The sequence below is a fragment of the Pantoea sp. GL120224-02 genome (assembly GCF_900215395.1).
Lineage (GTDB): Bacteria > Pseudomonadota > Gammaproteobacteria > Enterobacterales > Enterobacteriaceae > Pantoea > Pantoea communis.
The window spans coordinates 729,758-752,908 of record NZ_OBEC01000001.1; the positions used below are offsets into that span (position 1 = coordinate 729,758).

31 protein-coding genes and 1 pseudogene are annotated in these 23,151 nt (G+C 50.3%); 18 read left to right on the plus strand and 14 right to left on the minus strand.

Translation table 11 applies throughout. From position 1 onward, the window contains the following. Positions 1-188: 188 nt before the first annotated feature. Positions 189-1,754, plus strand: a complete 1,566-nt coding sequence (gene tyrR, locus CRO33_RS03345) for a transcriptional regulator TyrR (protein ID WP_034821366.1) — start codon at positions 189-191, stop codon at positions 1,752-1,754. Positions 1,755-1,830: 76 nt separating this feature from the next. On the opposite strand, the gene tpx is transcribed toward tyrR, so the two are convergent. After that, complete coding sequence (tpx, locus tag CRO33_RS03350; protein WP_034821364.1) at positions 1,831-2,334, minus strand: thiol peroxidase; 504 nt, start codon at positions 2,332-2,334, stop codon at positions 1,831-1,833. Positions 2,335-2,487: 153 nt separating this feature from the next. Between tpx and ycjG the strand changes: the two genes are divergently transcribed. Continuing rightward, positions 2,488-3,474 (plus strand): L-Ala-D/L-Glu epimerase, encoded by a 987-nt coding sequence (gene ycjG / locus CRO33_RS03355; protein WP_097117023.1) that lies wholly within the window; start codon positions 2,488-2,490, stop codon positions 3,472-3,474. Here the strand turns inward: ycjG and mpaA are convergent. Further along, positions 3,443-4,156 carry a murein tripeptide amidase MpaA gene (mpaA, locus tag CRO33_RS03360; RefSeq protein WP_097117024.1) on the minus strand — a complete coding sequence of 238 codons (714 nt, stop codon included), beginning with the start codon at positions 4,154-4,156 and terminating at the stop codon, positions 3,443-3,445. The genes ycjG and mpaA overlap by 32 nt on opposite strands. A 209-nt stretch (positions 4,157-4,365) precedes the next feature. Here mpaA and CRO33_RS03365 point away from each other — a divergent pair, with 209 nt between their 5' ends. The 4 genes from CRO33_RS03365 (at position 4,366) to CRO33_RS24515 (ending at position 7,635) form a co-directional block, all read left to right on the plus strand. After that, entirely contained in the window at positions 4,366-5,985 is a 1,620-nt protein-coding gene (locus CRO33_RS03365) for a peptide ABC transporter substrate-binding protein (RefSeq protein WP_097117025.1), read from the plus strand. Positions 5,986-6,064: 79 nt separating this feature from the next. Beyond that, the gene (locus tag CRO33_RS24510; RefSeq protein WP_176505718.1) at positions 6,065-6,202 is read left to right on the plus strand and encodes a hypothetical protein; all 138 of its coding nucleotides are present in this window, start codon (positions 6,065-6,067) and stop codon (positions 6,200-6,202) included. Then, positions 6,199-7,182: a zinc transporter ZntB gene (gene zntB, locus CRO33_RS03370; RefSeq protein WP_034821343.1), complete on the plus strand. Its 984-nt coding sequence runs from the start codon at positions 6,199-6,201 to the stop codon at positions 7,180-7,182. Before CRO33_RS24510 ends, zntB begins: the two co-directional genes overlap by 4 nt. A 306-nt stretch (positions 7,183-7,488) precedes the next feature. Then, positions 7,489-7,635 carry a hypothetical protein gene (locus CRO33_RS24515; RefSeq protein WP_167347098.1) on the plus strand — a complete coding sequence of 49 codons (147 nt, stop codon included), beginning with the start codon at positions 7,489-7,491 and terminating at the stop codon, positions 7,633-7,635. A 52-nt stretch (positions 7,636-7,687) separates the two neighbouring features. On the opposite strand, the gene ttcA is transcribed toward CRO33_RS24515, so the two are convergent. Then, positions 7,688-8,623 carry a tRNA 2-thiocytidine(32) synthetase TtcA gene (gene ttcA / locus CRO33_RS03380; protein ID WP_097117026.1) on the minus strand — a complete coding sequence of 312 codons (936 nt, stop codon included), beginning with the start codon at positions 8,621-8,623 and terminating at the stop codon, positions 7,688-7,690. Positions 8,624-8,671: 48 nt separating this feature from the next. After that, a pseudogene (locus CRO33_RS03385) lies at positions 8,672-8,873 on the minus strand (tyrosine-type recombinase/integrase); the annotation flags it as partial. Between the two features lie 136 nt (positions 8,874-9,009). On the opposite strand from CRO33_RS03385, the gene CRO33_RS03390 reads away from it, so the two are divergent. After that, positions 9,010-9,420, plus strand: a complete 411-nt coding sequence (locus CRO33_RS03390; RefSeq protein WP_097117027.1) for a cupin domain-containing protein — start codon at positions 9,010-9,012, stop codon at positions 9,418-9,420. 131 nt (positions 9,421-9,551) lie between these two features. Here the strand turns inward: CRO33_RS03390 and CRO33_RS03395 are convergent, their stop codons facing one another. After that, entirely contained in the window at positions 9,552-9,908 is a 357-nt protein-coding gene (locus CRO33_RS03395; protein ID WP_097117028.1) for a nuclear transport factor 2 family protein, read from the minus strand. A gap of 135 nt (positions 9,909-10,043) precedes the next feature. Here CRO33_RS03395 and CRO33_RS03400 point away from each other — a divergent pair, with 135 nt between their 5' ends. The 3 genes from CRO33_RS03400 (at position 10,044) to CRO33_RS03410 (ending at position 11,976) form a co-directional block, all read left to right on the plus strand. Further along, a complete protein-coding gene (locus tag CRO33_RS03400; protein WP_097117029.1) occupies positions 10,044-10,583 on the plus strand; it encodes a VOC family protein in 540 nt (179 codons plus the stop codon). A gap of 581 nt (positions 10,584-11,164) precedes the next feature. Further along, positions 11,165-11,473, plus strand: coding sequence for a hypothetical protein (locus CRO33_RS03405; RefSeq protein WP_097117030.1), 309 nt, complete (start codon positions 11,165-11,167; stop codon positions 11,471-11,473). Positions 11,474-11,763: 290 nt separating this feature from the next. Next, entirely contained in the window at positions 11,764-11,976 is a 213-nt protein-coding gene (locus tag CRO33_RS03410; RefSeq protein ID WP_160833584.1) for a biofilm development regulator YmgB/AriR family protein, read from the plus strand. A gap of 959 nt (positions 11,977-12,935) precedes the next feature. On the opposite strand, the gene CRO33_RS03425 is transcribed toward CRO33_RS03410, so the two are convergent. Beyond that, complete coding sequence (locus CRO33_RS03425; RefSeq protein ID WP_097117033.1) at positions 12,936-13,196, minus strand: hypothetical protein; 261 nt, start codon at positions 13,194-13,196, stop codon at positions 12,936-12,938. Between the two features lie 571 nt (positions 13,197-13,767). Here CRO33_RS03425 and CRO33_RS03430 point away from each other — a divergent pair. Next, entirely contained in the window at positions 13,768-14,928 is a 1,161-nt protein-coding gene (locus CRO33_RS03430) for a diguanylate phosphodiesterase (RefSeq protein WP_097117034.1), read from the plus strand. 40 nt (positions 14,929-14,968) lie between these two features. On the opposite strand, the gene CRO33_RS03435 is transcribed toward CRO33_RS03430, so the two are convergent. Continuing rightward, positions 14,969-15,268, minus strand: a complete 300-nt coding sequence (locus CRO33_RS03435) for a hypothetical protein (protein ID WP_097117035.1) — start codon at positions 15,266-15,268, stop codon at positions 14,969-14,971. A 240-nt stretch (positions 15,269-15,508) separates the two neighbouring features. Between CRO33_RS03435 and CRO33_RS03440 the strand changes: the two genes are divergently transcribed. The 3 genes from CRO33_RS03440 (at position 15,509) to CRO33_RS03450 (ending at position 16,509) form a co-directional block, all read left to right on the plus strand. Beyond that, positions 15,509-15,814 (plus strand): hypothetical protein, encoded by a 306-nt coding sequence (locus tag CRO33_RS03440; protein ID WP_097117036.1) that lies wholly within the window; start codon positions 15,509-15,511, stop codon positions 15,812-15,814. Positions 15,815-15,971: 157 nt separating this feature from the next. Beyond that, positions 15,972-16,232, plus strand: a complete 261-nt coding sequence (locus CRO33_RS03445) for a hypothetical protein (protein WP_097117037.1) — start codon at positions 15,972-15,974, stop codon at positions 16,230-16,232. Between the two features lie 79 nt (positions 16,233-16,311). After that, positions 16,312-16,509: a hypothetical protein gene (locus CRO33_RS03450; RefSeq protein WP_097117038.1), complete on the plus strand. Its 198-nt coding sequence runs from the start codon at positions 16,312-16,314 to the stop codon at positions 16,507-16,509. A 216-nt stretch (positions 16,510-16,725) separates the two neighbouring features. On the opposite strand, the gene CRO33_RS03455 is transcribed toward CRO33_RS03450, so the two are convergent. From CRO33_RS03455 to CRO33_RS03485, 7 genes are all read right to left on the minus strand, one after another. After that, positions 16,726-16,992, minus strand: coding sequence for a biofilm development regulator YmgB/AriR family protein (locus CRO33_RS03455; RefSeq protein WP_097117039.1), 267 nt, complete (start codon positions 16,990-16,992; stop codon positions 16,726-16,728). A gap of 146 nt (positions 16,993-17,138) precedes the next feature. Beyond that, complete coding sequence (locus CRO33_RS03460; RefSeq protein WP_097117040.1) at positions 17,139-17,411, minus strand: hypothetical protein; 273 nt, start codon at positions 17,409-17,411, stop codon at positions 17,139-17,141. A gap of 104 nt (positions 17,412-17,515) precedes the next feature. Beyond that, positions 17,516-17,758 carry a regulatory protein YcgZ gene (gene ycgZ, locus CRO33_RS03465; RefSeq protein WP_039328007.1) on the minus strand — a complete coding sequence of 81 codons (243 nt, stop codon included), beginning with the start codon at positions 17,756-17,758 and terminating at the stop codon, positions 17,516-17,518. 269 nt (positions 17,759-18,027) lie between these two features. Next, a complete protein-coding gene (locus tag CRO33_RS03470; protein WP_097117041.1) occupies positions 18,028-18,282 on the minus strand; it encodes a hypothetical protein in 255 nt (84 codons plus the stop codon). Positions 18,283-18,746: 464 nt separating this feature from the next. Next, the gene (locus tag CRO33_RS03475) at positions 18,747-18,929 is read right to left on the minus strand and encodes a general stress protein (protein ID WP_097117042.1); all 183 of its coding nucleotides are present in this window, start codon (positions 18,927-18,929) and stop codon (positions 18,747-18,749) included. Between the two features lie 1,081 nt (positions 18,930-20,010). Further along, positions 20,011-20,199, minus strand: a complete 189-nt coding sequence (locus CRO33_RS24520) for a hypothetical protein (protein WP_176505719.1) — start codon at positions 20,197-20,199, stop codon at positions 20,011-20,013. A gap of 25 nt (positions 20,200-20,224) precedes the next feature. Next, positions 20,225-20,539 (minus strand): hypothetical protein, encoded by a 315-nt coding sequence (locus tag CRO33_RS03485; RefSeq protein ID WP_097117044.1) that lies wholly within the window; start codon positions 20,537-20,539, stop codon positions 20,225-20,227. Positions 20,540-20,874: 335 nt separating this feature from the next. Between CRO33_RS03485 and CRO33_RS03490 the strand changes: the two genes are divergently transcribed. The 4 genes from CRO33_RS03490 (at position 20,875) to CRO33_RS03505 (ending at position 23,026) form a co-directional block, all read left to right on the plus strand. Further along, positions 20,875-21,081 carry a hypothetical protein gene (locus CRO33_RS03490; RefSeq protein WP_097117045.1) on the plus strand — a complete coding sequence of 69 codons (207 nt, stop codon included), beginning with the start codon at positions 20,875-20,877 and terminating at the stop codon, positions 21,079-21,081. Positions 21,082-21,719: 638 nt separating this feature from the next. Next, positions 21,720-22,058 (plus strand): hypothetical protein, encoded by a 339-nt coding sequence (locus CRO33_RS03495; RefSeq protein ID WP_141398996.1) that lies wholly within the window; start codon positions 21,720-21,722, stop codon positions 22,056-22,058. Between the two features lie 493 nt (positions 22,059-22,551). Next, a complete protein-coding gene (locus CRO33_RS03500) occupies positions 22,552-22,785 on the plus strand; it encodes a YgdI/YgdR family lipoprotein (protein ID WP_097117047.1) in 234 nt (77 codons plus the stop codon). 13 nt (positions 22,786-22,798) lie between these two features. Next, on the plus strand, positions 22,799-23,026 hold the full coding sequence (locus CRO33_RS03505; RefSeq protein WP_097117048.1) for a YgdI/YgdR family lipoprotein: 228 nt from the start codon (positions 22,799-22,801) through the stop codon (positions 23,024-23,026). The last annotated feature ends 125 nt before the right edge of the window (positions 23,027-23,151 follow it).

Below are 23,151 nucleotides of genomic sequence, written 5' to 3' on the forward strand. Positions count from 1 at the left end.
GCTAACTGGGTGAAAGGTGAAACTATCTTTGTTAAATGTGATATTTGGCGGGATTATTGTGCGTCGTTCCGCTACACTTCTTCGCGTCACCTGCCTCAAACTGTCAACTTTTCATGACAGCCCCCTTCTGAGGCGCTGCAAGTTAGAGTATTATCACTAAAATCAAAACCTGACTAAGGCTCATCGCAATGCGTTTGGAAGTTTTCTGCCAGGACCGCATCGGTCTGGCGCGCGAGCTACTCGATCTGCTGGTTGCGCGCAACATCGACCTGCGCGGTATTGAAATTGCGCCGCTCGGTCGCATCTATCTCAACTTTTCTGCCCTTGAATTCGAACCCTTCAGTACACTGATGGCGGAAATCCGTCGTACACCTGGCGTAACAGATGTGCGCACCGTTAGCTACATGCCCTCTGAGCGTGAACATCGCGCGTTAAGTGCATTACTCATTGCTATGCCGGAGCCGGTGTTCTCTATCGACCTTAAATGCAAGGTGGAACTCGCCAACCCGGCAGCGCAAAACCTGTTCAATCTCGATGAGCAGAAGCTGCGTAACCAAAACGCCGCAACCCTGATTACCGGTTTTAACTTCCAGCGCTGGATCGAGAATGAGCGTGTGGAAGCCCAGGCACATCACGTTGTTATTCAGGGCCGTGATTTCCTGATGGAAGCCCGACCGATTTATCTGGCGGAAGAAGAGGGGCAGAGCGATCAGCCCGTCGGCGCAATGATCACGCTGAAATCCACCGCCCGCATGGGCCGTCAGCTGCAAAATCTCACCGTGACGGATGAGTCGGAATTTGACCACATCGTGGCGGTGACGCCAAAAATGCGTCAGGTGATCGATCAGGCTCGTAAACTGGCGATGCACGACGCGCCACTGCTGATTGTCGGCGATACTGGCACCGGCAAAGATATGCTGGCACGCGCCTGCCATCTGCGCAGCGCACGCGGTAAAAAACCTTTTCTGGCGCTTAACTGTGCGTCTCTGCCGGATGATGTGGCCGAGAGTGAGCTGTTTGGTCACGCGGCGGGCGCTTATCCGAACGCGCTGGAAGGCAAGAAAGGTTTCTTTGAACAGGCCAATGGCGGCTCGGTGCTGCTGGATGAGATTGGTGAGATGTCACCGCGCATGCAGACAAAACTGCTGCGCTTCCTCAACGATGGTACTTTCCGTCGCGTGGGTGAAGAACATGAAGTGCATGTGGATGTGCGCGTCATTTGTGCCACGCAGAAGAACCTGATCGAGCTGGTGCAACGGGGTGAGTTCCGTGAAGACCTGTTTTACCGCCTTAATGTACTGACGCTCAATTTGCCGCCTTTACGTGAGCGCCCGCTGGACATCCTGCCGCTAACAGAGATGTTTGTGGCGCGATTTGCCGATGAGCAGGGACTGCCGCGTCCGCGTTTGTCACCGCAGCTGGCACCGTTCCTGACACGCTATAACTGGCCGGGTAATGTGCGGCAGTTGAAAAATGCGCTGTATCGCGCATTGACGCAGCTGGAAGGCTACGAGTTACGTCCTCAGGACATCATTCTGCCTGAGCAGGCGTTAGATGTGACGCTGGGCGAAGAAGCGATGGAAGGTTCGCTGGATGAGATCACCAGCCGTTTCGAACGTTCGGTGCTGACGCGGCTCTACTTGTCTTACCCAAGCACGCGCAAACTGGCAAAACGCCTGGGTGTGTCGCATACCGCGATTGCCAATAAACTGCGTGAATATGGGTTGGGGCAGAAGCGCGGCGAGAGCGAGTAATTTTACAGCGCTTATCTTACTGCCATAAAAAAGGGCGCACTTTATGAAGTGCGCCCTTATCACATCATATTAATGCTTACTTCAGTGCAGCCAGTGCCGCATCATAGTTGGGCTCTTCGGTGATTTCGTTCACCAATTCGCTGTAAATCACTTTGTCGTTTTCATCCAGTACCACTACTGCACGGGCAGTCAGGCCTTTCAGTGGGCCATCAGCAATCGCCACACCGTAATCTTCTTTGAACTCAGCACCGCGCAGCGCAGACAGGGTCACCACGTTGCTCACGTTTTCTGCACCGCAGAAACGAGACTGGGCAAACGGCAGATCGGCAGAGATGCACAGCACCACAGTGTTGCTGGATTCGCCAGAACGCTCGTTGAACTTGCGCACTGATGCCGCGCACACGCCGGTATCAATACTTGGGAAAATGTTCAGAACTTTGCGTTTACCTGCATACTGAGAAAGGGAGACGTCACTCAGGTCCTTTGCGACCAGAGAGAAAGCTTTTGCCTGTTCGCCAGCCTGCGGGAAGTGACCTGCAACCGGGACCGGATTGCCCTGAAAGTGAACATTCTGAGACATACGATTTCCTTTTAGCGATGAAAAAGTCTGGCATTAAGCCTGCCAGAGCAGATATAGCGTTTGTTTATGACATAATTTTGAAGGGTTTACGAGCGCATTTCGTCGCGATAGCAGAAGCACATCGCAATTAAGCCACGGATTTAAGGAGAATTAATGAGAACAGTGAAGAGTTATCCAGAGGCCTGGCCGTTACATTCGCCGTTTGTTATTTCACGCGGCAGCAGGACGGAAGCGCATGTTGTGGTGGTCGAGATTGAACAGGACGGCCTGAAAGGGGTAGGTGAAGCGACTCCTTACGCACGCTATGGCGAAAGTGAAGACTCGGTGCTGCAACAAATTGCCGCGCAGTTGCCTGCGATACAAAATGGTATGACGCGAGCGGAGTTGCAACAGGCATTAGCGGCCGGTGCCGCGCGGAATGCGCTCGATTGTGCCTTATGGGATCTGGAACGCCAGCAACAGAATAAAAGTTTGCAGGCGCTGTGCGGTGTTGAGTTGGCAGAGGAAATCATTACGGCGCATACGGTGAGTATCGATACACCGGAAGCGATGGCCAGCAGCGCGTTAGCGTTGTGGCAACATGGTGCGCGTCTACTGAAGATAAAACTCGATCATCATTTGATCAGTGAACGTCTGGTGGCGATTCGCAGTGCCGTACCGGAAGCGACGTTAATTGTGGATGCCAATGAGTCCTGGCAGGCAGAAGGGCTGGCGGCGCGCTGTCAGCTACTGGCAGATTTAAACATTGCGATGCTCGAACAACCGCTTCCGGCAGCCGAAGATGCCGCATTGGCGAACTTTGTCCACCCACTTCCTATCTGTGCGGATGAGAGTTGTCACACCCGGGAGAATCTGGCGCAGTTGAAAGGGCGCTATGAGATGGTGAATATCAAGCTGGATAAAACCGGTGGATTGACGGAAGCCCTGGCGCTGGCAAAAGAGGCACGTCAGCAAGGGTTTGCAGTGATGCTCGGCTGTATGCTGTGTACTTCAAGGGCGATCCGCGCGGCGTTACCGCTGACACCGATCGCAAAATTCGCCGATCTTGACGGCCCAACCTGGCTAGCTGCCGATGTTGAGCCGTCGCTGCATTTTTCACACGGCGTGCTTAAGCCTGCGGCTGCCAGCGCAGCAGGTTAATCATCGCATCAAGGTACACTTCAGTCGCTTCATCCACTGAAATGGGCGGCATCTCGGCGGTTATGCACAACAAGCCGAGATCGTCGCACCAGCTGCCAAAAGAACCTGGCGTGGCATAGCCGACGCTGCTCACCACCGGTAATTGCGTTTGTTCTGCCAGCCACTGCGTAAGGTGGCTGTGGTGCGGGTCGTCAATGCAGGCCAGAGGCTCATGCCAGGACACCACCCAGCTCGGCTTGATTTGGTGGATCAGCTGACAAAGCGCGCGCGTTTCCGGCTCGGAAGCGGGGCTGCTGCCCGTCGACAGCACCACATCACGCTCATCAGCCGCACTGTTCCAGCGATACACCGTGTCGCCATTTTGCCAGTTGGCGGCCGGGAAATTGCGATTGAGATCGACACCGTTGGCATTGGCACGCAGGCCCAACTGGCATCCATCCGGATTCACCGCCAGCACCACATGATGGCGGCGCAGTGACTCCGGCAGCGTGCGCATCGCACCGGATAAGGTCGCGACGGCAGCATTTTCATCACCGTGTGTGCCGGCAATGATCAATCCGCTATCAGCATCGGCCGCCGGGGCGGGAAACCACAGCAGCGGCGCACCCAGCACCGATTGCCCATATTGTTGCCAGACCGCGTCAAGTTTGCCGCGCAGCGGACGGGGATGGTGTGACGACATGACATTCCTCTCTGAAATCGTGCAAAAGAGCCTGAATCGGGTTGGCGTTCAGGATTAAAAATGTGACCGATAATTCAGCCTCAACATAACGGTAAACAGCAGACAGGGAAATAGCTATATATCAATCAGCAATTTGCGATAGAGTCACCAAAGACGCTGGCGACGCAGACCCCTTCGCAGTCGCCATTTTTTTGGGTAAAGGAGTGGTGATGACATTAACTTTCCGCAAGACGCTGGCCGCCGTAATGATTGCTGGTGTTTTCTCACCGGTGTTTGCCGCTAATGTGCCAGCGGGCGCACAGTTAGCGCCGACACAGGAAATTGTTCGCCATATCAAAGACGAACCCGCCTCGCTGGATCCGATGAAAGCCGTGGGGCTGCCAGAAATTCAGGTGATGCGCGATCTGTTTGAAGGGCTGACCAATCAGGACGCACACGGCAAAATCGTGCCGGGCGTGGCCGAAAGCTGGCACAGCAATGACAACAAAACCTGGATCTTCACGCTGCGCAAAGATGCGCGCTGGTCAAATGGCGAACCGGTGACAGCGCAGGACTTCGTTTATAGCTGGCAGCGCCTGGTGGAGCCGAAAAACAGTTCTCCCTTTGCGTGGTTTGCCGCGCTGAGTGGCATCGAAAACGCGGATGCCATCACCAAAGGGCAAATGAGTGCCGATCAGTTGGGTGTCACAGCCACCGATGCCAATCATCTGAAGGTGACCTTGTCACGCCCGGTGCCGTGGTTCCCGAGCATGGTGGCCAATGCCGCGATGTATCCGGTATCGCAGAAGGCGATTGAGCAAAATCCTGATAGCTGGACGTCGCCCGGTAAACTGGTGGGCAACGGTGCCTATCAATTGCAGGATCGCGTGGTGAACGAAAAAATAGTGTTAGTACGCAATCAACACTACTGGGATAACAGCCATTCCGTACTCACCAAAGTGACCTTTATCCCCATCAATGAAGAGTCCAGTGCCACCAAACGTTACCGCGCGGGCGATATCGATATCACCGAATCTTTCCCGAAAAATATGTATGCGCTGCTGAAAAAAGAGCTGCCGGGACAGGTGTATACGCCGGATCAGTTGGGCACCTATTATTACGCCTTTAACACCGAAAAGGGACCGACCGCCGATGTGCGCGTGCGTAAAGCGCTGTCATGGAGTATCGATCGCCGCATTATCGCCGAGAAAGTGTTGGGTACCGGCGAAAAACCGGCCTGGCACTTTACACCGGATGTCACCGCAGGCTTTACACCTCAGCAAAGTTATCTGCAACAGCACAGCCAGCAGGAATTGAATGCACAGGCAAAAGCGCTGCTGACGTCGGCGGGCTACGGTCCCGGCAAGCCGCTGCATTTGACGCTGCTGTATAACACCTCGGAAAGCCATCAGAAGATTGCCATCGCCGTGGCGTCGATGTGGAAAAAGAACCTTGGAGTGGACGTTACGCTGCAAAACCAGGAGTGGAAAACCTACATCGACAGCCGCAACAGCGGTAACTTTGACGTGATTCGTGCGTCATGGGTCGGGGATTACAATGAACCTTCCACTTTCCTGAGTTTGCTGACCTCAACACACACCGGCAATATCGCCCGTTTCCACAGCGCGGATTATGATGCGGTGCTGACCAAAGCCAGCATGGAAACCAGCGTGGCTGCCCGCAATACCGACTACAACAAAGCGGAGCAGATCATTGCCGATCAGGCACCGATCGCCCCGATCTACCAATATACCAACGGGCGACTGATCAAACCGTGGGTCAAAGGTTATCCGATCACCAATCCCGAAGATGTCGCCTACAGCCGCGAACTGTGGATCGAAAAGCACTGATATAACGACGCTAATCAGCAGAGTGGTGTGATTGTGTGCGTCTCCATAACCGTAGCAACGGATTAAGGAGACGCATCCAATGACGATGTCGCCGCTCTCGCTTTCTGCGGATGCTCACCTTTATCTTGTCATCTTTGCTCACAGCCTGATGATTGCAACTCGTCTGCGCCACGCTAGACTGTATCGTATTGATTTTGAAAGTGAGGCGAGTCAGTGAACGTCATTGAAGGAAAAGCGTTAAAAGTTTCGGATGCCATTATCTCCTGCCAGCTCGACGGCAAAGGCGGGGTTATCCCGATTGAAGATAAAGATGTCATCAACTGTGAGCGTCCGTGCTGGCTGCATCTGAACTACACCCAACGGCAAAGTGCCGAGTGGCTGCAAAATACCCCGCTGATCCCCGATTCCGTGCGTGATGCGTTAGCGGGCGACAGCATGCGCCCACGCGTCACGCGCCTGGGCGACGGTTTTATGATAGTGCTGCGCAGTGTCAATCACAACGCCGATTCACGACCGGATCAACTCGTCGCCATGCGCGTGTTTATCAACGACAAAGTGATCGTCTCCACGCGTCGCCGCAAAGTGTATGCCATTGACGAAGTGCTGGCTGATTTGCAAAACGGTAACGGCCCGGTGGATGGCGGTAGCTGGCTGGTGGATGTTTGCGATGCGCTCACCGATCACGCCAGCGAATTTATCGAAGAGATGCACGACAAAATTATCGAGCTGGAAGATGCGTTGATGGATCAGCAGGTTCCGGCACGCGGCGAGTTAGCGCTGCTGCGTAAGCAACTGATCGTGATGCGTCGTTATATGGCGCCGCAACGTGATGTATATGCCCGTCTGGCAAGTGAAAAACTGCCGTGGATGAATGATGACGACCGTCGTCGTATGCAGGACGTTGCTGATCGTCTGGGACGCGGACTGGATGACCTCAATGCAGGCGTAGCGCGTACCGGGATTTTGGCCGATGAAGTCGCGTCTTTACTGGCAGAGTCGATGAACCGCCGCACCTATACCATGTCGCTGATGGCGATGATTTTCCTGCCAGCGACATTCCTGACAGGATTGTTTGGCGTCAACCTTGGCGGTATTCCGGGTGGTAGTTGGCCGCTGGGCTTTACCGCGTTCTGCGTACTACTGCTGGTGATGGTGGTGGGCGTGGCGATATGGCTCAAACGACGCAACTGGTTGTAATGTAAGTCTCAGGTTATAAGCGTTAACCCGCTGTTAAATAAGGTGCTGTAAGCAAAAAAGCGGGAAAAACCTGATCGATATCAATAAGTGGATCGCCTAACAGGGGCAAACTCTCTCTCGCAGGTGAATGCAACGTCAAGCGATGGGCGTTGCGCTCCATATTGTCTTACTTCCTTTTTTAGAATTACTGCATAGCACATTTGATTCGTACAACGCCGGCTAATCCGCCGGCTTTTTTTTGCCCGCTTGGCTTGGCTGTGTTTCCTTTCCTATGCTTAAAGGACATTCAGCGATAAGGAGCAGGGCATGCAAGAACTCATTGCCAGCGATCCCATTCCAACCGATCCGCCACCGATTCCAGAACCGATTCCTCATCCGCAGCCAATTCCGGAACCCGATCCTCCCTACGATCCCGAGTTTCCACCGATCATCGATCCGCCACCTCACCGGTAATAAAAAAGGCGCAGAGCCGAAGCGCTGCGCCTTAATTAGAATCGTCTACAAATTACTTAATTTCTAACACATCCAGTCGCACGCTCATTTCCGGCGCGTCTTCTTCGTCCGGCTGCCAGCCCGCAGGTTTCACCGGCAATGTTTCGCGATCAAAGCCAATATCGCCGCCGTCGACCACTTCATCGCCGTGCTGAATGCCTTTAAAGTCGAACAAATTAATGTCCGCCATGTGGGAAGGCACAATGTTCTGCATCGCACTGAACATGGTTTCGATACGGCCCGGATAGCGTTTATCCCAGTCACGCAGCATATCCGCGACGACCTGACGCTGCAGGTTCGGCTGTGAACCGCACAGATTGCACGGAATAATCGGATACTGGCGCGCTTCAGCGAAGCGGATGATGTCTTTTTCGCGGCAATAGGCCAGCGGACGAATGACAATATGTTTACCATCGTCACTCATTAGCTTTGGTGGCATACCTTTCATTTTGCCGCCGTAGAACATGTTCAGGAACAGGGTCTGCAGGATATCGTCGCGATGATGGCCCAGCGCAATCTTGGTACAGCCTAATTCGGTAGCGGTGCGGTAAAGGATCCCGCGACGCAGACGTGAACAGAGCGAACAGGTGGTCTTGCCTTCCGGAATCTTCTCTTTAACGATGGAGTAAGTATCTTCGTCAACGATTTTATACTCGACACCCTGTTCTTCCAGATACGCTGGCAGAATATGTGCCGGGAATCCTGGCTGTTTTTGGTCGAGGTTGACCGCCACCAGTGAAAAGTTCACCGGCGCGCTCTTCTGCAAACTGCACAAAATTTCCAGCATGGTGTAGCTGTCTTTTCCGCCAGACAGGCAGACCATGATGCGATCGCCTTCTTCAATCATGTTGAAATCAGCAATGGCCTCGCCCACGTTACGACGCAGACGCTTCTGAAGCTTGTTCAGGTTGTACTGCTCTTTTCTTGTTACTTCTTGATTATCATGCATTATTTACTGTCTCAGAAACCAAAAGGGGCATACAGGGGGCAACTGTTATCAGATAGCCAGTTTGCTGTTGAGCATGTCAACCTGCTCGCCATTCATCTCTTCAATCCATGTCGCGTAGATTTCATATACCATCTGCGCGTTTTCATGCCCCATCTGATTCGCTATGAATGACGGGTTGGCGCCAGCCGACAAAAAGCCAGCAGGCAAAAGTATGTCGCGTATGGTACGGATTACGGCGACGAATTCCAGCTCCAATCTGATTATTAATTTGAATTTTCAACGTCCGGCTCTGAAGCTGTTTTGGCGTTGAGCTTAAAAAGCAATCTTTCTGCTTCTGCTAAACTTTTGTCTGAAAGCATGAAAATACACAATTAGAAGGATAGACAATGGCAAACGCAGAGCTGACCCCAAATAAAGGTTCGGATAAGATCGAACATAAACTTATTCTTCAGAGTGGGACAGCATGGAATAAGCAGCCTTATGAAGCGTATTCCAAAGGCAAGCCACTCATTTCGGTAATGCGCATGTCTTTACCTCCTGATAGCAAGCTGCCCTGGCACACACATGCCATGCCTAACACGGCATACGTCCTGTCGGGACAGTTGACAATTGAAGACATGAATACAGGCGCCACATATCGCGTTAATGCGGGTGAGGCGATCAATGAAACGGTAAATAGCGCACACCGCGGGTATACGTCTGAACAGGGGGCTGAACTGGTAATTTTTTACGCAGGAGTTGAAGGTCAGGAGCTTTCAGAACCTCTTCCTGGAGAGAAACCTGAATACCAGGCCTGATTTAAAAGACCACAGTACTCAGAATTTTGCCGTCCATTTTGGTGAGGGTTGTGTTGCACCGACCCGTCGAACTCATTTCATATTCGAATTTGCCGGGCATCACACCTGAAAACAATAGTGCGGCTAATTAGCTAAGCACGCGTCGGTACAGGCGTACCCTGGTGGAAAATCAGAGACCACTGGCCCTCTTTCGAAAGTAGCCAGTAAGAGGAACGTAATGCAGGTCGGCTCCCGTCCGCATCAGACGTACGGTAAAGAAGTATCGCGCAACTTTCATTTATTTCGGTTAACCGGAAATTGCTGCTTATGATTGGACTTGCAGTTTTCTCGCTCAATAGCGACATGATCGTGTCTGAGCGATCGACCATCATGCCTGAACGTGTAATCTCCCGGAATTCAGGATGAAGAAGATGCTCGAGCCAATCCCGGTCGTTGCGTTTGTCACCGTGAAGGCTGCATTCAAGCAACATGAGCTTTTCAAGGAGCATTCTAATTAACCCTTAATGATCTGACAGGACGTTTTTTTTGCATTGAAAGGGTGTCAATGAGTTATCGCGCCGCTCATTGGGCAGAAAAGTACTACTCTTTGTAGAAGTTATCATAATTCTAACTGGAGGATATGTATGGAAAATATACCGACGCGCGCGCCAACCAGGGGCATAAACCATCTAGGGCTTACCGTTCCCGACCTGCAACAGGCAACTGAATTTTTACAGAAGGCGCTGGACGCTAAATTTGTCTATAACGGCCTAACAGAGCATGATCATCCACGACAGGGAGCAGATACAGAGAAACAATTAGGCTTAAGCTCCGGGACAATGATTATCAAGCAGCGCTTGCTACGGATTGGTAATGGTCCAAATCTCGAGCTTTTTGAGATAAAAAGTGAAGAACAGGAGCAACCTGTAAGGCTGCAGGATATTGGCTGGAATCACATCTCTCTTTATGTGGACGATATAAATTATGCGGTGGAAAGGGTCAGGGCAGCGGGAGGAAGGTTTCTTTCAGAAATACATGGTAACTCCCGTCATGAAGATACCGAAAATAATGCTAGCGTATACTTTCAGGCTCCGTGGGGCAGCCTGATTGAACTTCAATCAATACCGAATGGTTACTATTATCCCGATGATAGCGAAGCAGAGACATGGATACCTGCGCCGTAGTCATCATCTCAGGTAAGGGTGCTTAGCTAAACCTGCGCCCATTCACGCAGCACGTGTCTTAAAACTGGCAAACACTTAACCATAGCTGACTTACGCACTGTGTCAGCTATGTAGCTAGCCCTCTTACTTTCATCATCAGATGTCTCTTCTGAGTTATGCTCAGATCAGCAGTTTACTGACTCACATTGCTATTACATCTCGTTATTAACTTGCTTTTACTTATGCTAGTTAATACTTTATTAGATTAGTCACCTAATCATTAATGATGCCAGACATTTAATTAAGTCGTTTACATAAGCGTTGAGAAATTTCGATCCCTTAACGTCATAAGTGAGAGTTAAACAATAGAAAACTCTAAGGCACCTCTTATCTACCATTATTATAAATAAATGATGAGATTGTTACATGCCGCAAGGTAATTCAAATATTTCTATTGTTTAGAGAGGTTGAGAAAAGTTCCAACATTGAGTTGCATATTTGAATAGGCATAACCTATCGGGTAAATAATATAGCCGGGGAGGTTAATGCTATAATACTATCGTAGTAAACAATGTTCTCTAATTCATAAGCGAGGTACAAACGTGTTGTACAGCGAAGACATGACCGGTCACGCAATTATTGGTGAAGCAGCAGTCAATCTAGCCGTGCGTGAACAGGATATAACCGTCGATGCGCTTATCTCTGAATTGGCCGCGATGCTTAAGGCAGACAGTAGTCACTCAAGAGAGCTGTCAATCAGGGAAGCCATCAAGTGGTTGCGAGGACACCGTAGTATTAGCGCTAAATCTACTGGTGAAGATAGGTGGCTTTTACCAGATGCAGGCCATTCAGGCACTGCATCACAGGAAAGTACCTTACGCTTGATGGCAGATGACGATGACTTAAGATAACCACATACTGTGGCGGCAGGTAAGGTAATGCCTGTCGCTTTCGTATGTGTCAGTGCCAGGGTTTTAATTACCCAAATAGCTGCTTTTTCTGAATCTGCGCTTGCTCGCTCCGCAATACATTTACTGTCATATACTTCACTATAGCGGCAGTATTTATGACTGCAGGACTATAATCTTCAACCTTTAATCCAGCCAATGCGCAATTTAAACCAACGCGAATCGCGCGAGCATTCAGGGATCATCACAGCATGAGAGAAACCAATACGGTTGCACACATACAGGCATGCCTTATGGTTAAAGGTGACCGTTATGCATTACAGAAAGAAACGCTGGACGACATTATCCACAACCTTATTTATATAGGGGCACCGGTGAATAACAAAACCATTATGCGGCATATCATGAATCAGCTCATGGTTGAAAATAACGCCGAAAGGCAGGAAATCCTGCGCGTTCTGCTCCAGTTGATCGTGGGATATACGCCGGACGATCCCGGTGTCTGAAAGCGGCTGGCGCCGCATAATTTCAGTTGAGTTTTTTTGCCAGTAACCTGATAGCCCGCTCACAGGAGTCGCGCATTATTTTGTCCGGGGCGGACTCCTTCAGGCGCCAGAGGGCAGCGATGAGTTCATGCACATGTACGGTCCCGCTGGGACGCAGCAATTGCTTCAGCGCGACAGCCACAGCCTGGTGCATAAGGTCCTCTATTTCATTTCCGTTTTTCAGATGCGCTCCGCTTATTGGGGATATATACAGTGTATCGCGATAAGCGGTGCTGATAAACATGCGCGGAAAAAAACAGTCTGATAGCAGTTCAATCAGTAAAGGGATTTCCGGTCAGGTGGAATATCGTGATTGCCGCCAGGTGCTTCATCTTCATGACCTGGCAACGGTATAGCTACATCATGAATAAAATGTTCTGACATAGTTCTTCCCGTCACCTTTAAATAGATGACATTAAGTTTAGCTGCGTTACTTTACTGAGTGTGAATCATTATCCGTAATGTGACTTAGGATTAAAAAAGTTCATCGCGCATGAAGTATGAGCGTAGAGTCCCGCGTATCGGACATGCTGTCATCGATACACAGACGACAGATGGAGGCCCAAACATTCATACGTTGCGATGCAATCTGATAGGCGTGCCTATAGGTGAGGGCAGACCCCAGAAATTGACGCTCTGGATGATCTTCCAGGCATACGCATCCTCTGGCGTGTAACTGGTAATGCTGTCCTGCATTGCGAAGGTAATAAAACTGGGACATACGTGTTTCCTTCTGGTTAAAAGAGATACTGTATGCTGGGATGTCAGGTAGTGAAATTCATTTTTTTAAGCGATTTAAGCCGGTACTACCGAAGGGTGTCGTCCCTGACAGGTTCTCCGGCCGGTGCACGCCTGGGCGAGACCGGTGAGGTCATCTTCATCGTCGTCTTCCGGCCAGAGCCGGACTACGTCCTTTGGCGTCAGTTCTTCTCGTCGTTCAGGTCTGCAAAAGTCTGCAGGTACGGCAGATACCGGACAGCCTGTTCAGGCTCATTGAAGCTTTTCAACCAGCTTCTGGCTTCCGAAATTTCCGTGAGCCTGTTATCGCTGCCGCCGGCTTTTGCCATGCGTCCAAGCTCAGAAATAAGCGAATGCACGCTTATCTCTTTTTCACCCAGCGCAAGACTTAATGCCGCTTCGCCAATAATGACGTGCCCTTTCCCGTCGTGATGATTAGACAAATTAGCTACCTCCGTTTCACGTTGATGACAGCCTCACGTCACACTGTAGTCGCAGATGGTGAAAGTGCCCGTAGGTTGTTCTGAAAAAAGCTGAATTCGTAATAATTTGTATCAATTGCTGAGTTTATTGGGCCCTTTATGCAAAAAAATCCACTTAAGTAATCCACGAAGAATTAACCGTGGCCGGATAAATTTATTTTCTGACAATTAAATCAGGCTGTTCAATCCGTCAGATTTTGCATGCGTTAATGTGGACGTGTGCTGCCGGTAACCTTGAGCCTTTCGCGGCGCGCAGGTTGAGTACTGTTGATAAGGATTTTGGGTAAACGCATGCAGGAGGCGCTCAAATCGAAAGATATTACTTTGCGTACAAATGCTTCGCTACTATGCGTACAGGCTTTGTGAAGCGCGGCACCCGCATGAATTAATACCTGTGTTGAGGACAAAAAGGCTTAATGATGTCTACGTCGTTTAAGTCGCGGTGCGGTGAGAGTGACTACCGGTCCGGTTTGAGAATGGTCAGCCAACTGCTATGGTGCCCGTGACAATCTGCGGTAATAGGGAGCCAGAAATGCTTACAACAATTATTTACCGAAGCCATCTTGCCGATGAGGTACCCATAAGCATCCTGCCGGGTATGGTGGAGAAAGCCAGCCTGCTCAACGCCCGGCATCAGGTTACGGGGATCTTGCTCTTTAACGGCACGCACTTCTTCCAGATTCTTGAGGGCCCGGAGGAGGGCGTACTGGACATTTATGGTCGTATCTGCGCCGACCGGCGTCACCACAATGTGGTTGAGCTGATGCGCGACTACTCACCGTCGCGCCGCTTCGGCAACCATGGAATGGAGCTGTTTGACCTGCGCCGCCATGACAGTGGCAGTGTGCTGCAGGCGGTGCTTGACCGCGGCACGTCTAAATATCGTCTGACATACGACGATCGGGGCCTGCAGTTCTTACGCACCTTCGTGGAAGCCCGTGAGAAAGAAAACTACTTCGAGGTTTTGCCCGCTGACTATTGGGACTTTGTACCGGATGAGAACGGTACCCCGTTCCCGGCGGTGGGCGTCACCTTCCGCCCGGTGGTTGATCCTCTGGGTCGTAAGGTCACAGCCATCGAGGCCATACCCGATGAAGCCCCGGATGGACTGACCGGCGAGGCGCTGTATGCGTATAACCTAAGCGTCGTCACAGAGGCGCTGAACAAGGCAGGCAGATCGTGTCCCGACGACATCATGTTATACGTCAGCATATTGCCCATGACGCTGGTTAATCTTGCGGATGCCGTTAGCCGGCTCATTAACGCAATTGACCGTGCTGAGCTGGTGCCGCAGCAAATAATACTCGGCGTCAGTGAAACAGAGGTTATCTCTCAGCTGGAATCATTCACTCAGGCGGTACGCCAACTGAAGCAAGCCGGTATCAGTATCTCTATCGACAACTTTGGTGACGGTTCGGCAGGACTGTCTCTGCTGGCGCACGTCCAGCCGGACCGCGTGCGCATCGGCGCAGCGATCGTGCGCAATATTCACCGCAGCGGTCCCCGTCAGGCGGTGGTACACGCAGTGCTTCGCTGTTGTTCAGCGCTGGAGATAAACGTCATTGCAGCGGGTATCGAACAGCCTGAGGAATGGATGTGGCTGGAGGCGGCTGGTGTCACTGATTTCCAGGGTGCCCTGTTCACTGCAAAAGGCGCGGCCGTTGCCTGGCCGGAGACCCGAGAGGCTGTTTGAGATACAGGAAAGAAAAGGGCCCAAAGCGGGCCCAACAGGATTAGGAGGTTGCGGTAAGGTTGGTTGCTGGCTGCTCGGCCATGACAGCCGTTATTTGTGCCTTCTCATACCGCAAAGTTCTGCCACGATTCGCTTTTTCAAGCCAGCTAATGAAATGCGTCATCATTGCGGAAGCGTGTTGTGTGTCGGGCGTGCGATAAATAAGCAGCCGGCTTTTGGTCTGGTTTGTGCAGTCGATGGCATAAATCTCAATACCGGTATCACGTTGCTCGCTTTCAATTGCTGTGAAATGCATGCGAGGCCAGCGGTTTAACCTCAGCATAAACTCACTTAGAATCATCTTTTTCGCCTTTGTTATTTTAGAGTTGGAAGACTTTTTTCACTGGTCTGCCCAGCGTAGAACTGGTTGCGGACTCTGCAAGCTAACGGCACATTATTATTCGTAAAAATTTCGTAAAGGCAGCGGGTTAAAAGACTTATCAACACCGCAGACGTCTATAGCATGAACCTGAGGTGCGTATCCGGCAATCCGCTGGCGGGCTATCAGTGCAAAAGGGAATAACTGAGAGGGGAGTCAGTAATGCTCAGTGAAGATCGTTTGAATCAAATCGCAGAAAATCAGGGCAGCTATGAAGCGGAAGCTGTGGCCATGGCGCTGGAGATCCTGCAACTGCGGCGTATGCTAGGTGCCCCCTGGGCCGTGGTGCAACCGCTGGGCGAGCTTTACGTTGAGGACGGGAACGCGGCTATGATCTGGCCGGCAAGCCTGGCGGAGCGGGGCGACGTCTGCCTGTATCGCCTTGAAAAGCCTTCACAGGTGGCGGCAGCCTCATCGCCCGTAGCAAAGCAGCGCGGCCGCAGAAAGAAATTATCGGCCCTGGAGTAAGGTACCTTCAGCACAGCTTAGCTCTGCTGGACTCCCCTGACGTGACGCGTGTTAACACTGCCGCGTAAATGTTTTCTATAGGTATCCTTCCCGTTCATGTTCGGGCCAGCTGCACTGTGCTAAGCTCTGCGCCCAAAACCTACTGCCGGATAACCCCATGAAAAATGATTTTGAAGATAAAATGGCCGACATTATGCTTGGCGAAGCCGTCACGGCGCTGCTGGATGAGGACGTGGCCATTAGCTGGGCGGCCCTGACGGATCGCTTACGATCGGCCATTGAAATTGAAACGGACGAAGATCGGATTCGCGCAGGTCTGCGCGCTATTGAAGAAGTACGGCGGGAAATGCATGTTCGTAATGGTGAAAAGACAGGGGGGAAAAGGGTTGCCGGATTGACAGAGCAGAAGCTTCACTGACTCCATGGGGGGCTGCGGTATCTGATACTGCCCCTTTCTGTTATACTGTACACTCATCCACCTTACGGACGGAGGTCATATGAATGATGACACCACCGCCGAAGATATCTACGCCGTTATCGGAACGGTAGTGGCTCGCCTTCTTAAGCCGGACCAGCACCTCACTCTCCACGAGATTACCAGCGCCCTGCACAGCATGAGTGAAGTGGTCGGCACTGTTGGAATGCGCCTAAGCTGCGAACGCGCCATCAGGCTTCTGGCAGAGCAAATGCACTGACTTTCAAATTCCTCCTGTTCTGACATACATCCTGGCTCACTGACGGTGATGTGCCACACTATGAAGTGTTAAACTTTTAAGCCGGGAGAAGCCAGTGAAAGTCTGGATTGTTGTAAGTCTTGCCGCCGCTATCAGCTGCTCCGTGTGGGCTTCGCAGGGGGGATTTGACTCCCCGGCTGCGATGGCCGCCGCGCACGTCACGCAGCAGAATTAATTTCAAAAACCTTCATCGTCAGGCGTTTTGCCCACCACGATTTCCAGCGCGCTGCGCAGTATGTCAAGCTCACCCACATCTGTCGTGCTCTCCAGCTCGGCGATCAGATAAAGTATAATCGCTTTGCTGGTCACCTTTTTACCATGTATGACGATGTCGCGGATAACTGCGTCCAGCACGGCAGTTTCTGCGGCCAGCTCGTCGCCGCAGCTACGGAAGTGCTGAATGATGCTTGCTTCTGTAGAGGTGTGTTGTTCATTAAGCTGCATAGTGTTATCCGTCAGGCCCTGCGGGCTAAAGTGACCAGGCTTATAGCCTGAAATAAATAACGGCCACCCCTTGGGTAGCCGCATCCTGCGGGCGTCCTGCCACTCTCCGAAAATACGGAGATTCGTCCTGGATTAATCGGCAACTATTATTTCTTTGTACTACTACCCGATCCATTAAGGGCACCCAATGCCAGCACTGCTGCATCACGGCCTTCCCTGGACTGTATAAATTCCGTCTGCACCTCGCCCAGCGCCAAGGCTATAGCTTCTCGCCTGTCCGGAGTCGTCTCACTGCTATCCATAGCCCGGAGCTGTCGAGCCACGCTGTCTGCGCTAATTCCGTCTTCGATGCTCAGCAGCGTTACCACGGCCTCACCCAGGACGACATCGGCAAGGCGTATTAAATCTTTATTTTTCATACCCGCATCTTCAGGTTAATGCCCTCCAGGCAGGGTAGCAGGACAACTATTCCGGGCGGTCCTGAATGCACGCTGCGGGCATCACCTGCTTACAGCGAAAAAACTCAGCGTTCAAACAGCATGCCGATTAGTGTTTGATAATGACGCTCTTCTTCCTGATTCGCCGCCACTTCAAGGCGGCGCAGCAGTTTGGTGCAGATGGCCTTGCGGTTAAGGTTCTTGCCTGCGCGCAGAATTTCAACGACAATCTGCCCCAGCGTTTCCTGCTGGGTCGGCGCCGATGCCTTGCTGAAGTAATGCGCAATGTCGCTGGCGGAGTCCGGGAATTTCGTAACGTTCTGACGCATGGTGAACCTCTCAATGGTTGAAATGTAGTCGGCTCTGTCTGACAGTAAAGTTATACAACTAAATCAAACTTGTACAGCAATTGTGTTGTTGTATAACTTTTATTTTTGTGCAAAAAATGCTTCCAATTATTATTCAGTAAGTTAGATGAGTATCTGTGCGCAAATAATGAGTGAATGATTCAATGGAAAGGTTGTACAACAGGAAGGATGTTCAGATGAGATGTCATTAAAGATGCCTGCCCGGTATGTCGCGGACAGGCGGAAACTATTTAGTGCGGTGAGGTGCGGCCCGCTCCGGTGACCCATCTCAGCTCGTCCCGGTTGCCCGGTAATGATTTAAACCCGCGAAGCCAGCGCTTCGCCCCTCTTATCTGCACGCAGCGCAAAGGATCTTCTTCAGCTGCGGCCATATCAGCCAGTTCCCGGATAATTGAATTAACGGTGATATCCGTATTATTCATCGCCAGGTGAACCGCAGCCTCGCCAATAATCAGCTGGTTTCCGTTATGAAAGTCTTCAAACATGTTCAGCTCACTCTCAGTCTTATAGCGGTATTTCAGTGTAGTGGTTTAATGCAATGAAGTCCTCTTCCGTATCATTATTTTCAGCGCATTGTCCGGCCAGCCTGAAATAAAAGCTTCCGTCAGAAGATAAAAACATCATGAATTCAGATGCCTGACAGGCTATCAGGGTTAACCGTCGGAAAATACTAAATAAAATTTAAGTTTTACCTGAAATCGATTTCATCTAAAGGAATCGGGGTAATATGAGATTTAATTTCATCCGAGGATTGAAAGTGTTACGGCTAACCATCTGTCAGGCTGTAAGGTTAACCCTTTAAAAGTTCGAGACGGGCGAGAAAAAAATTACTGAGAAAAACGCGGAGATTATTCTGCATCAGAATCAAAAAGTATTTAGGAAATGAAGATTCCCTAAATAAGCGCGCCGGGATGTAATATTAGCCTCGTCGCGCGTATGTTCAGCTCAATTAAATTTTAGATTTGGAACCCCGGCGGTTGATAAGTCCGCCCTTACGGCCGGCCTCGCGTGCGCGGTCGGGACAGTTTTTAAAGTTGCCGCCGCTGGCGGCGCCGCCTTTACTGCCTGCTTCGGAGGCACGTGCGGGATCGGCCGCAAAGTTTCCAGCACCACCGCGTCTTGTTGTTGTCATGATGTCTTCCTCAGTTAAAAGATGTCCTGCATTTCAGGCAGTTAAATTGTGGCACGTCGGCACAGGACTGCCTGAGTTCGGCACGCTTTTTTTCAGGAATACGACGGCGGACACGAGTTGCAGGACGGCTGTATCTGAAATGAGCGCCTGACAGCGCGTGCGGCTTGCCATTTCATGGTAATGCGCCAGGCTTTGTGCGCGGAACGGTGCGTAACAACCCTCCGATGGAGAGCTGTTTTGCGGCCGTGCCGTTCCGCAACTGTGTCAGTTCCGCGCAGCGTTAGGGGCTGTGTGCTAACAACACCCCGTCTCCACAGATGACTTTCAGGCTGGACGCCCCAGCAGAAAGGCGGGCCAGCGGTCTCAAAATGCCAGCCAGCTGCGTACCGGGTACAGGCAGCCCGATTCACCTGTGCCGTCCCACACGTACACGTGGTGCTCCGGGTCGCGCAGGGCCCAGGCTACCATTCTCATCCACATCACTTCTGCCGCGTTGGTCTGCGCGCTGTCGGTAATGATGATCGACCAGCGAGGCAGCAAATTGCAGAAAACTCGTCGTGCCAGGCGATGCAGCGTATACTAATGCAGCGGCTGGCTTTTGCGCCATATCTTAACCTGTATGCTGGCTTGCTAGGGCGAGGTGTAGTCTTCATTGTCATCCAGTCACCGCATAGACGGTTTCCGGCTAGGGCTCCTGTGCGTACAGCCTGAACTGCCGTTCAGCTGCGTACTGCCATAGGGAATAGCCGTACAAAATTAATAGGGCAGCGTAAAGGCTTTGCATCGCCGGCAAGAAATACCCGGGTATCGGCCCGGTTAGTGTCTTCCGAATTCAGTACCTGACTGAAGATGTTATCGTGCAGGGTAATGGGCATGCTGTCGTCCGCCGCTATTATTTTTATCTATGAGCTTCCCTGATAACCGGAGCGTAAATTTAACTTTATGAATTTAATGAAGTAATGCCAGGTTTTGTTTAAAGAATTTAGCACTGCCGGATTACTGCTGTACACGCGCCATTACATCGGTTATTTTGCGCCCGAACTTATTCACTCCATACGGGTATTTCATGCGACGGGACGGACTACCACCTGTTAAAGATGCCGGGCTCACCGGTTACTTCAGCCAGGTTACCCATCCCTGCCAGATTGCGCTGCTGGGCCGCATTACCGTTGAGATCCTGCGACAGGAGCGCCGGCTGACGCGGACTGCTGTGTGCCTGAAAATGATAGCGCGGCTTGACGCGACCAGCGATGAAACCGAGGCGGCACATCTGATGGTTCTGCTCAGGATGCTTTTTAATCGCTGAGTCTGGCGAGGACTGCCGACAGGGTGCCGGTTAAAGTATGCTCGCCGAAAAAGGAGAGCGGCAACCGGAATGCCGTGCAGTCCCGGCGTATAACAACGGTTCTAAGGTGCCGGTTATAAATAAACCAGACCTCATCGCGATCGTTGGAAAGAATGAAATAGGCGTCCGACGTTTCCGACGGATTAAAACACCCTAGCGCCCGATAGGCGGTAGTTAGGCTGAACCCGCTCAGCATCGGCAGCGGCCGCGGGCCGCCCGGCAACTCTTCCACCCTTAGATACAGACCCTCTTCCATCCAGAGCATGGCCACCCCCGTAGCGCTTTTTCATTCTCCAATATAGGTAAGTTCCCCGGTGTCTCCCGATGACCCCAAAAAGCCGCAGTCAGAATCGCTTCAGCCTGCCAAATGCCTTTAACATATCGCCTATATAAAGCGGGTTTTCCGAATTATGATCATAGCACCTACGGCGAATTTGTTTTTTTAAGCACACGAGATTCACTCTGTACGATTTAGGCGGCCATCATCGGCCGAAACCACAAAAAGCAGATACCGATTTTCCGTTTATCTTAAAATTGAATTTGTCTTTGCGGTAAGGGGAAAGGCAGTCCATATTTTAAGCCAGCTAAAATGGAGAATGTATGAACTGGATTGATTATGAAGTTGAAAAGCCCGCAGACGGCCAGGTAGTTGCAATATGTACGGATGAAGGGGTAGGAAGCGGAAAATATGAGGCATCATTTGAAAATTTCACCCAAATTCTTATGCCGGGGGACGCTACATTCAGGCAATATCGCGTATCGCATTGGTTTCCTTTACCAGACAGCCATGGAGTGGGGAAGCAATAGCCACTTCTTTAGTGCAAAAAAAATCCCGGGACAATTCCCGGGAAAAAATTCTGTTTCCATTTCACCCAAAGCCGGAACTATTCCAAGCCCGATTGAGGGTAGGCCAAAATACTGGTTTATTCAAAAAAATATTTGTCCTGATTAGACTCTTTCTCTAAAAGTCCGCAAGAGCACTCTGTTCAAAGATATTTTGTGTAATCCGCATACAGCCTGCATAAGAATCACCCTAATTTGCCAGCCATAATTAATGCGGGCATTCCTATTATAAATATTGGCTGTGGAATGAAGCAGGTGTTGGGCTTAACTCTTTCAGGTAAAATTCACTATTCAGTGCTTATCAGAAGTGCATAGTCGCCGAGATTAGTGGGTTATGGCTAGCGTTGGGATGTGCACGATAGCTTTTTAAACCCCTTTCAAAGGGATTGTATGCTTACAACGAATGAGGTTTTACACACTTATTTGAGTGGGTAGGGCAAGTATTCAGTACAAGTGAGTGATTAAAAAATCGCCATAAAGAATTATAGGGGTGGATAGAATTAAAAAAATATTCTAAACCTATAGTTAAAGGTATCGTGTCGAGTGAATACTCGGCAACGTGTTCATAATTATTACTATTCGCACCTGAGTGATTGATACACATGAACGTCATTCCAATGTCTTACAGCACCAGTACAGTTTACCGTCGTTTTGAAATGCTCGGCACCATTGAGCATGAACCGGGCCGTATGTGGATCCTGTTTGATGAGAAGCTCTATTTTTCTGCAGTCGTATGTTCTGTACCTACGATGCAGGGTAACGTCGCCCGGCACAAAATCATAGCAACCATGGATTGTACATGTGACCTGACAGGCAGACTCACACTCGAACGCTATTGGCAGTCTGAAAAACTGTCCAGAGAAGTCGACCTTTCTGAACCAATCATCAGGGCTCTTTCAGAAAAGAAAGGTCTGTGGATGAAGCCGGTGAGCGTAGCCTGAATTGAATGAGCCTCGATTTAACCAATCTGAACTAACAGCATTTAAATCCGTAGTGTTAGTTAGTATTTTACACTCTTTACTTCAGCATACTTATCCTCAGGTTCCAAACAATAAGCGAATATTCATCTGGTAGCATAATAATCAGGATATGCCTATGCTCATAATCAAAAAAAATAGCGAAAAGGGAGTATTACGAATTGCTCTGTGAAGGAACGCAGTTAGTCTGCTTCACAACAAATAGTTACGTCCGACTTAATAAACCTGCTTAATACTCTCTGGAACGACCAATCGCCAGCAACAAGGTAACATCATAATTTTAAGGTCTTTAATGCATCGCATGTAGATTGACGCATAAAAAAGATCAAAACCGGAATCCTCACTGGCATATCTTTTTTGCATTTCGTGGGGTATGAGTACAATTCTGAAGCAGATTGCTAGAAACCATCTATTATTGAACAGTTAGTAAAATTTTTTTCCAAATGAGGGATCAGTAATGAATAAAAAAGGCATAGGTTTCCTGCTAATTGCTTCAGCATTTGCAGTTTCAGTCGCGGGATGTTCTTCAAATCAGGCTATCAAAACCACAGACGGTCGTACAATCGTTACAGACGGTAAACCTCAAATTGACAGTGATACGGGTTTAGTATCTTACAAAGATGCACAGTCAGGAAGAACTGAACAAATCAACCGCGACAAAATCACCAATATGAGTGAATTAAATAATTGATAAGGATTAGTTCATGAAAAAAATTATTTCTTCATCATTAGCCACGATTATCGCGCTGTCAGCGTTAACGGGCTGTACCCGGACAAGCTATGCTATCCATACTAATGATGGCAAAACTATTGTCAGCGATGGTAAGCCTACAGAGACTGATGCAGGATTGCTAGGTTACACTGATGCTAACGGTGTTAAGCAACAGATCAATAAGCAGGAAGTCAAAGAAGTATCAGAAATTCCACATTAATCAAAAAAACACCGTCACCTCTGGCGGTGTTTTTACATTCCTAGTTACAATGTAAAAATAGTTCCCAGACTATTAAAAATTAAGCCTTTCCGACATTGGATTCAATTCAAAGCTGAATCAGGTAT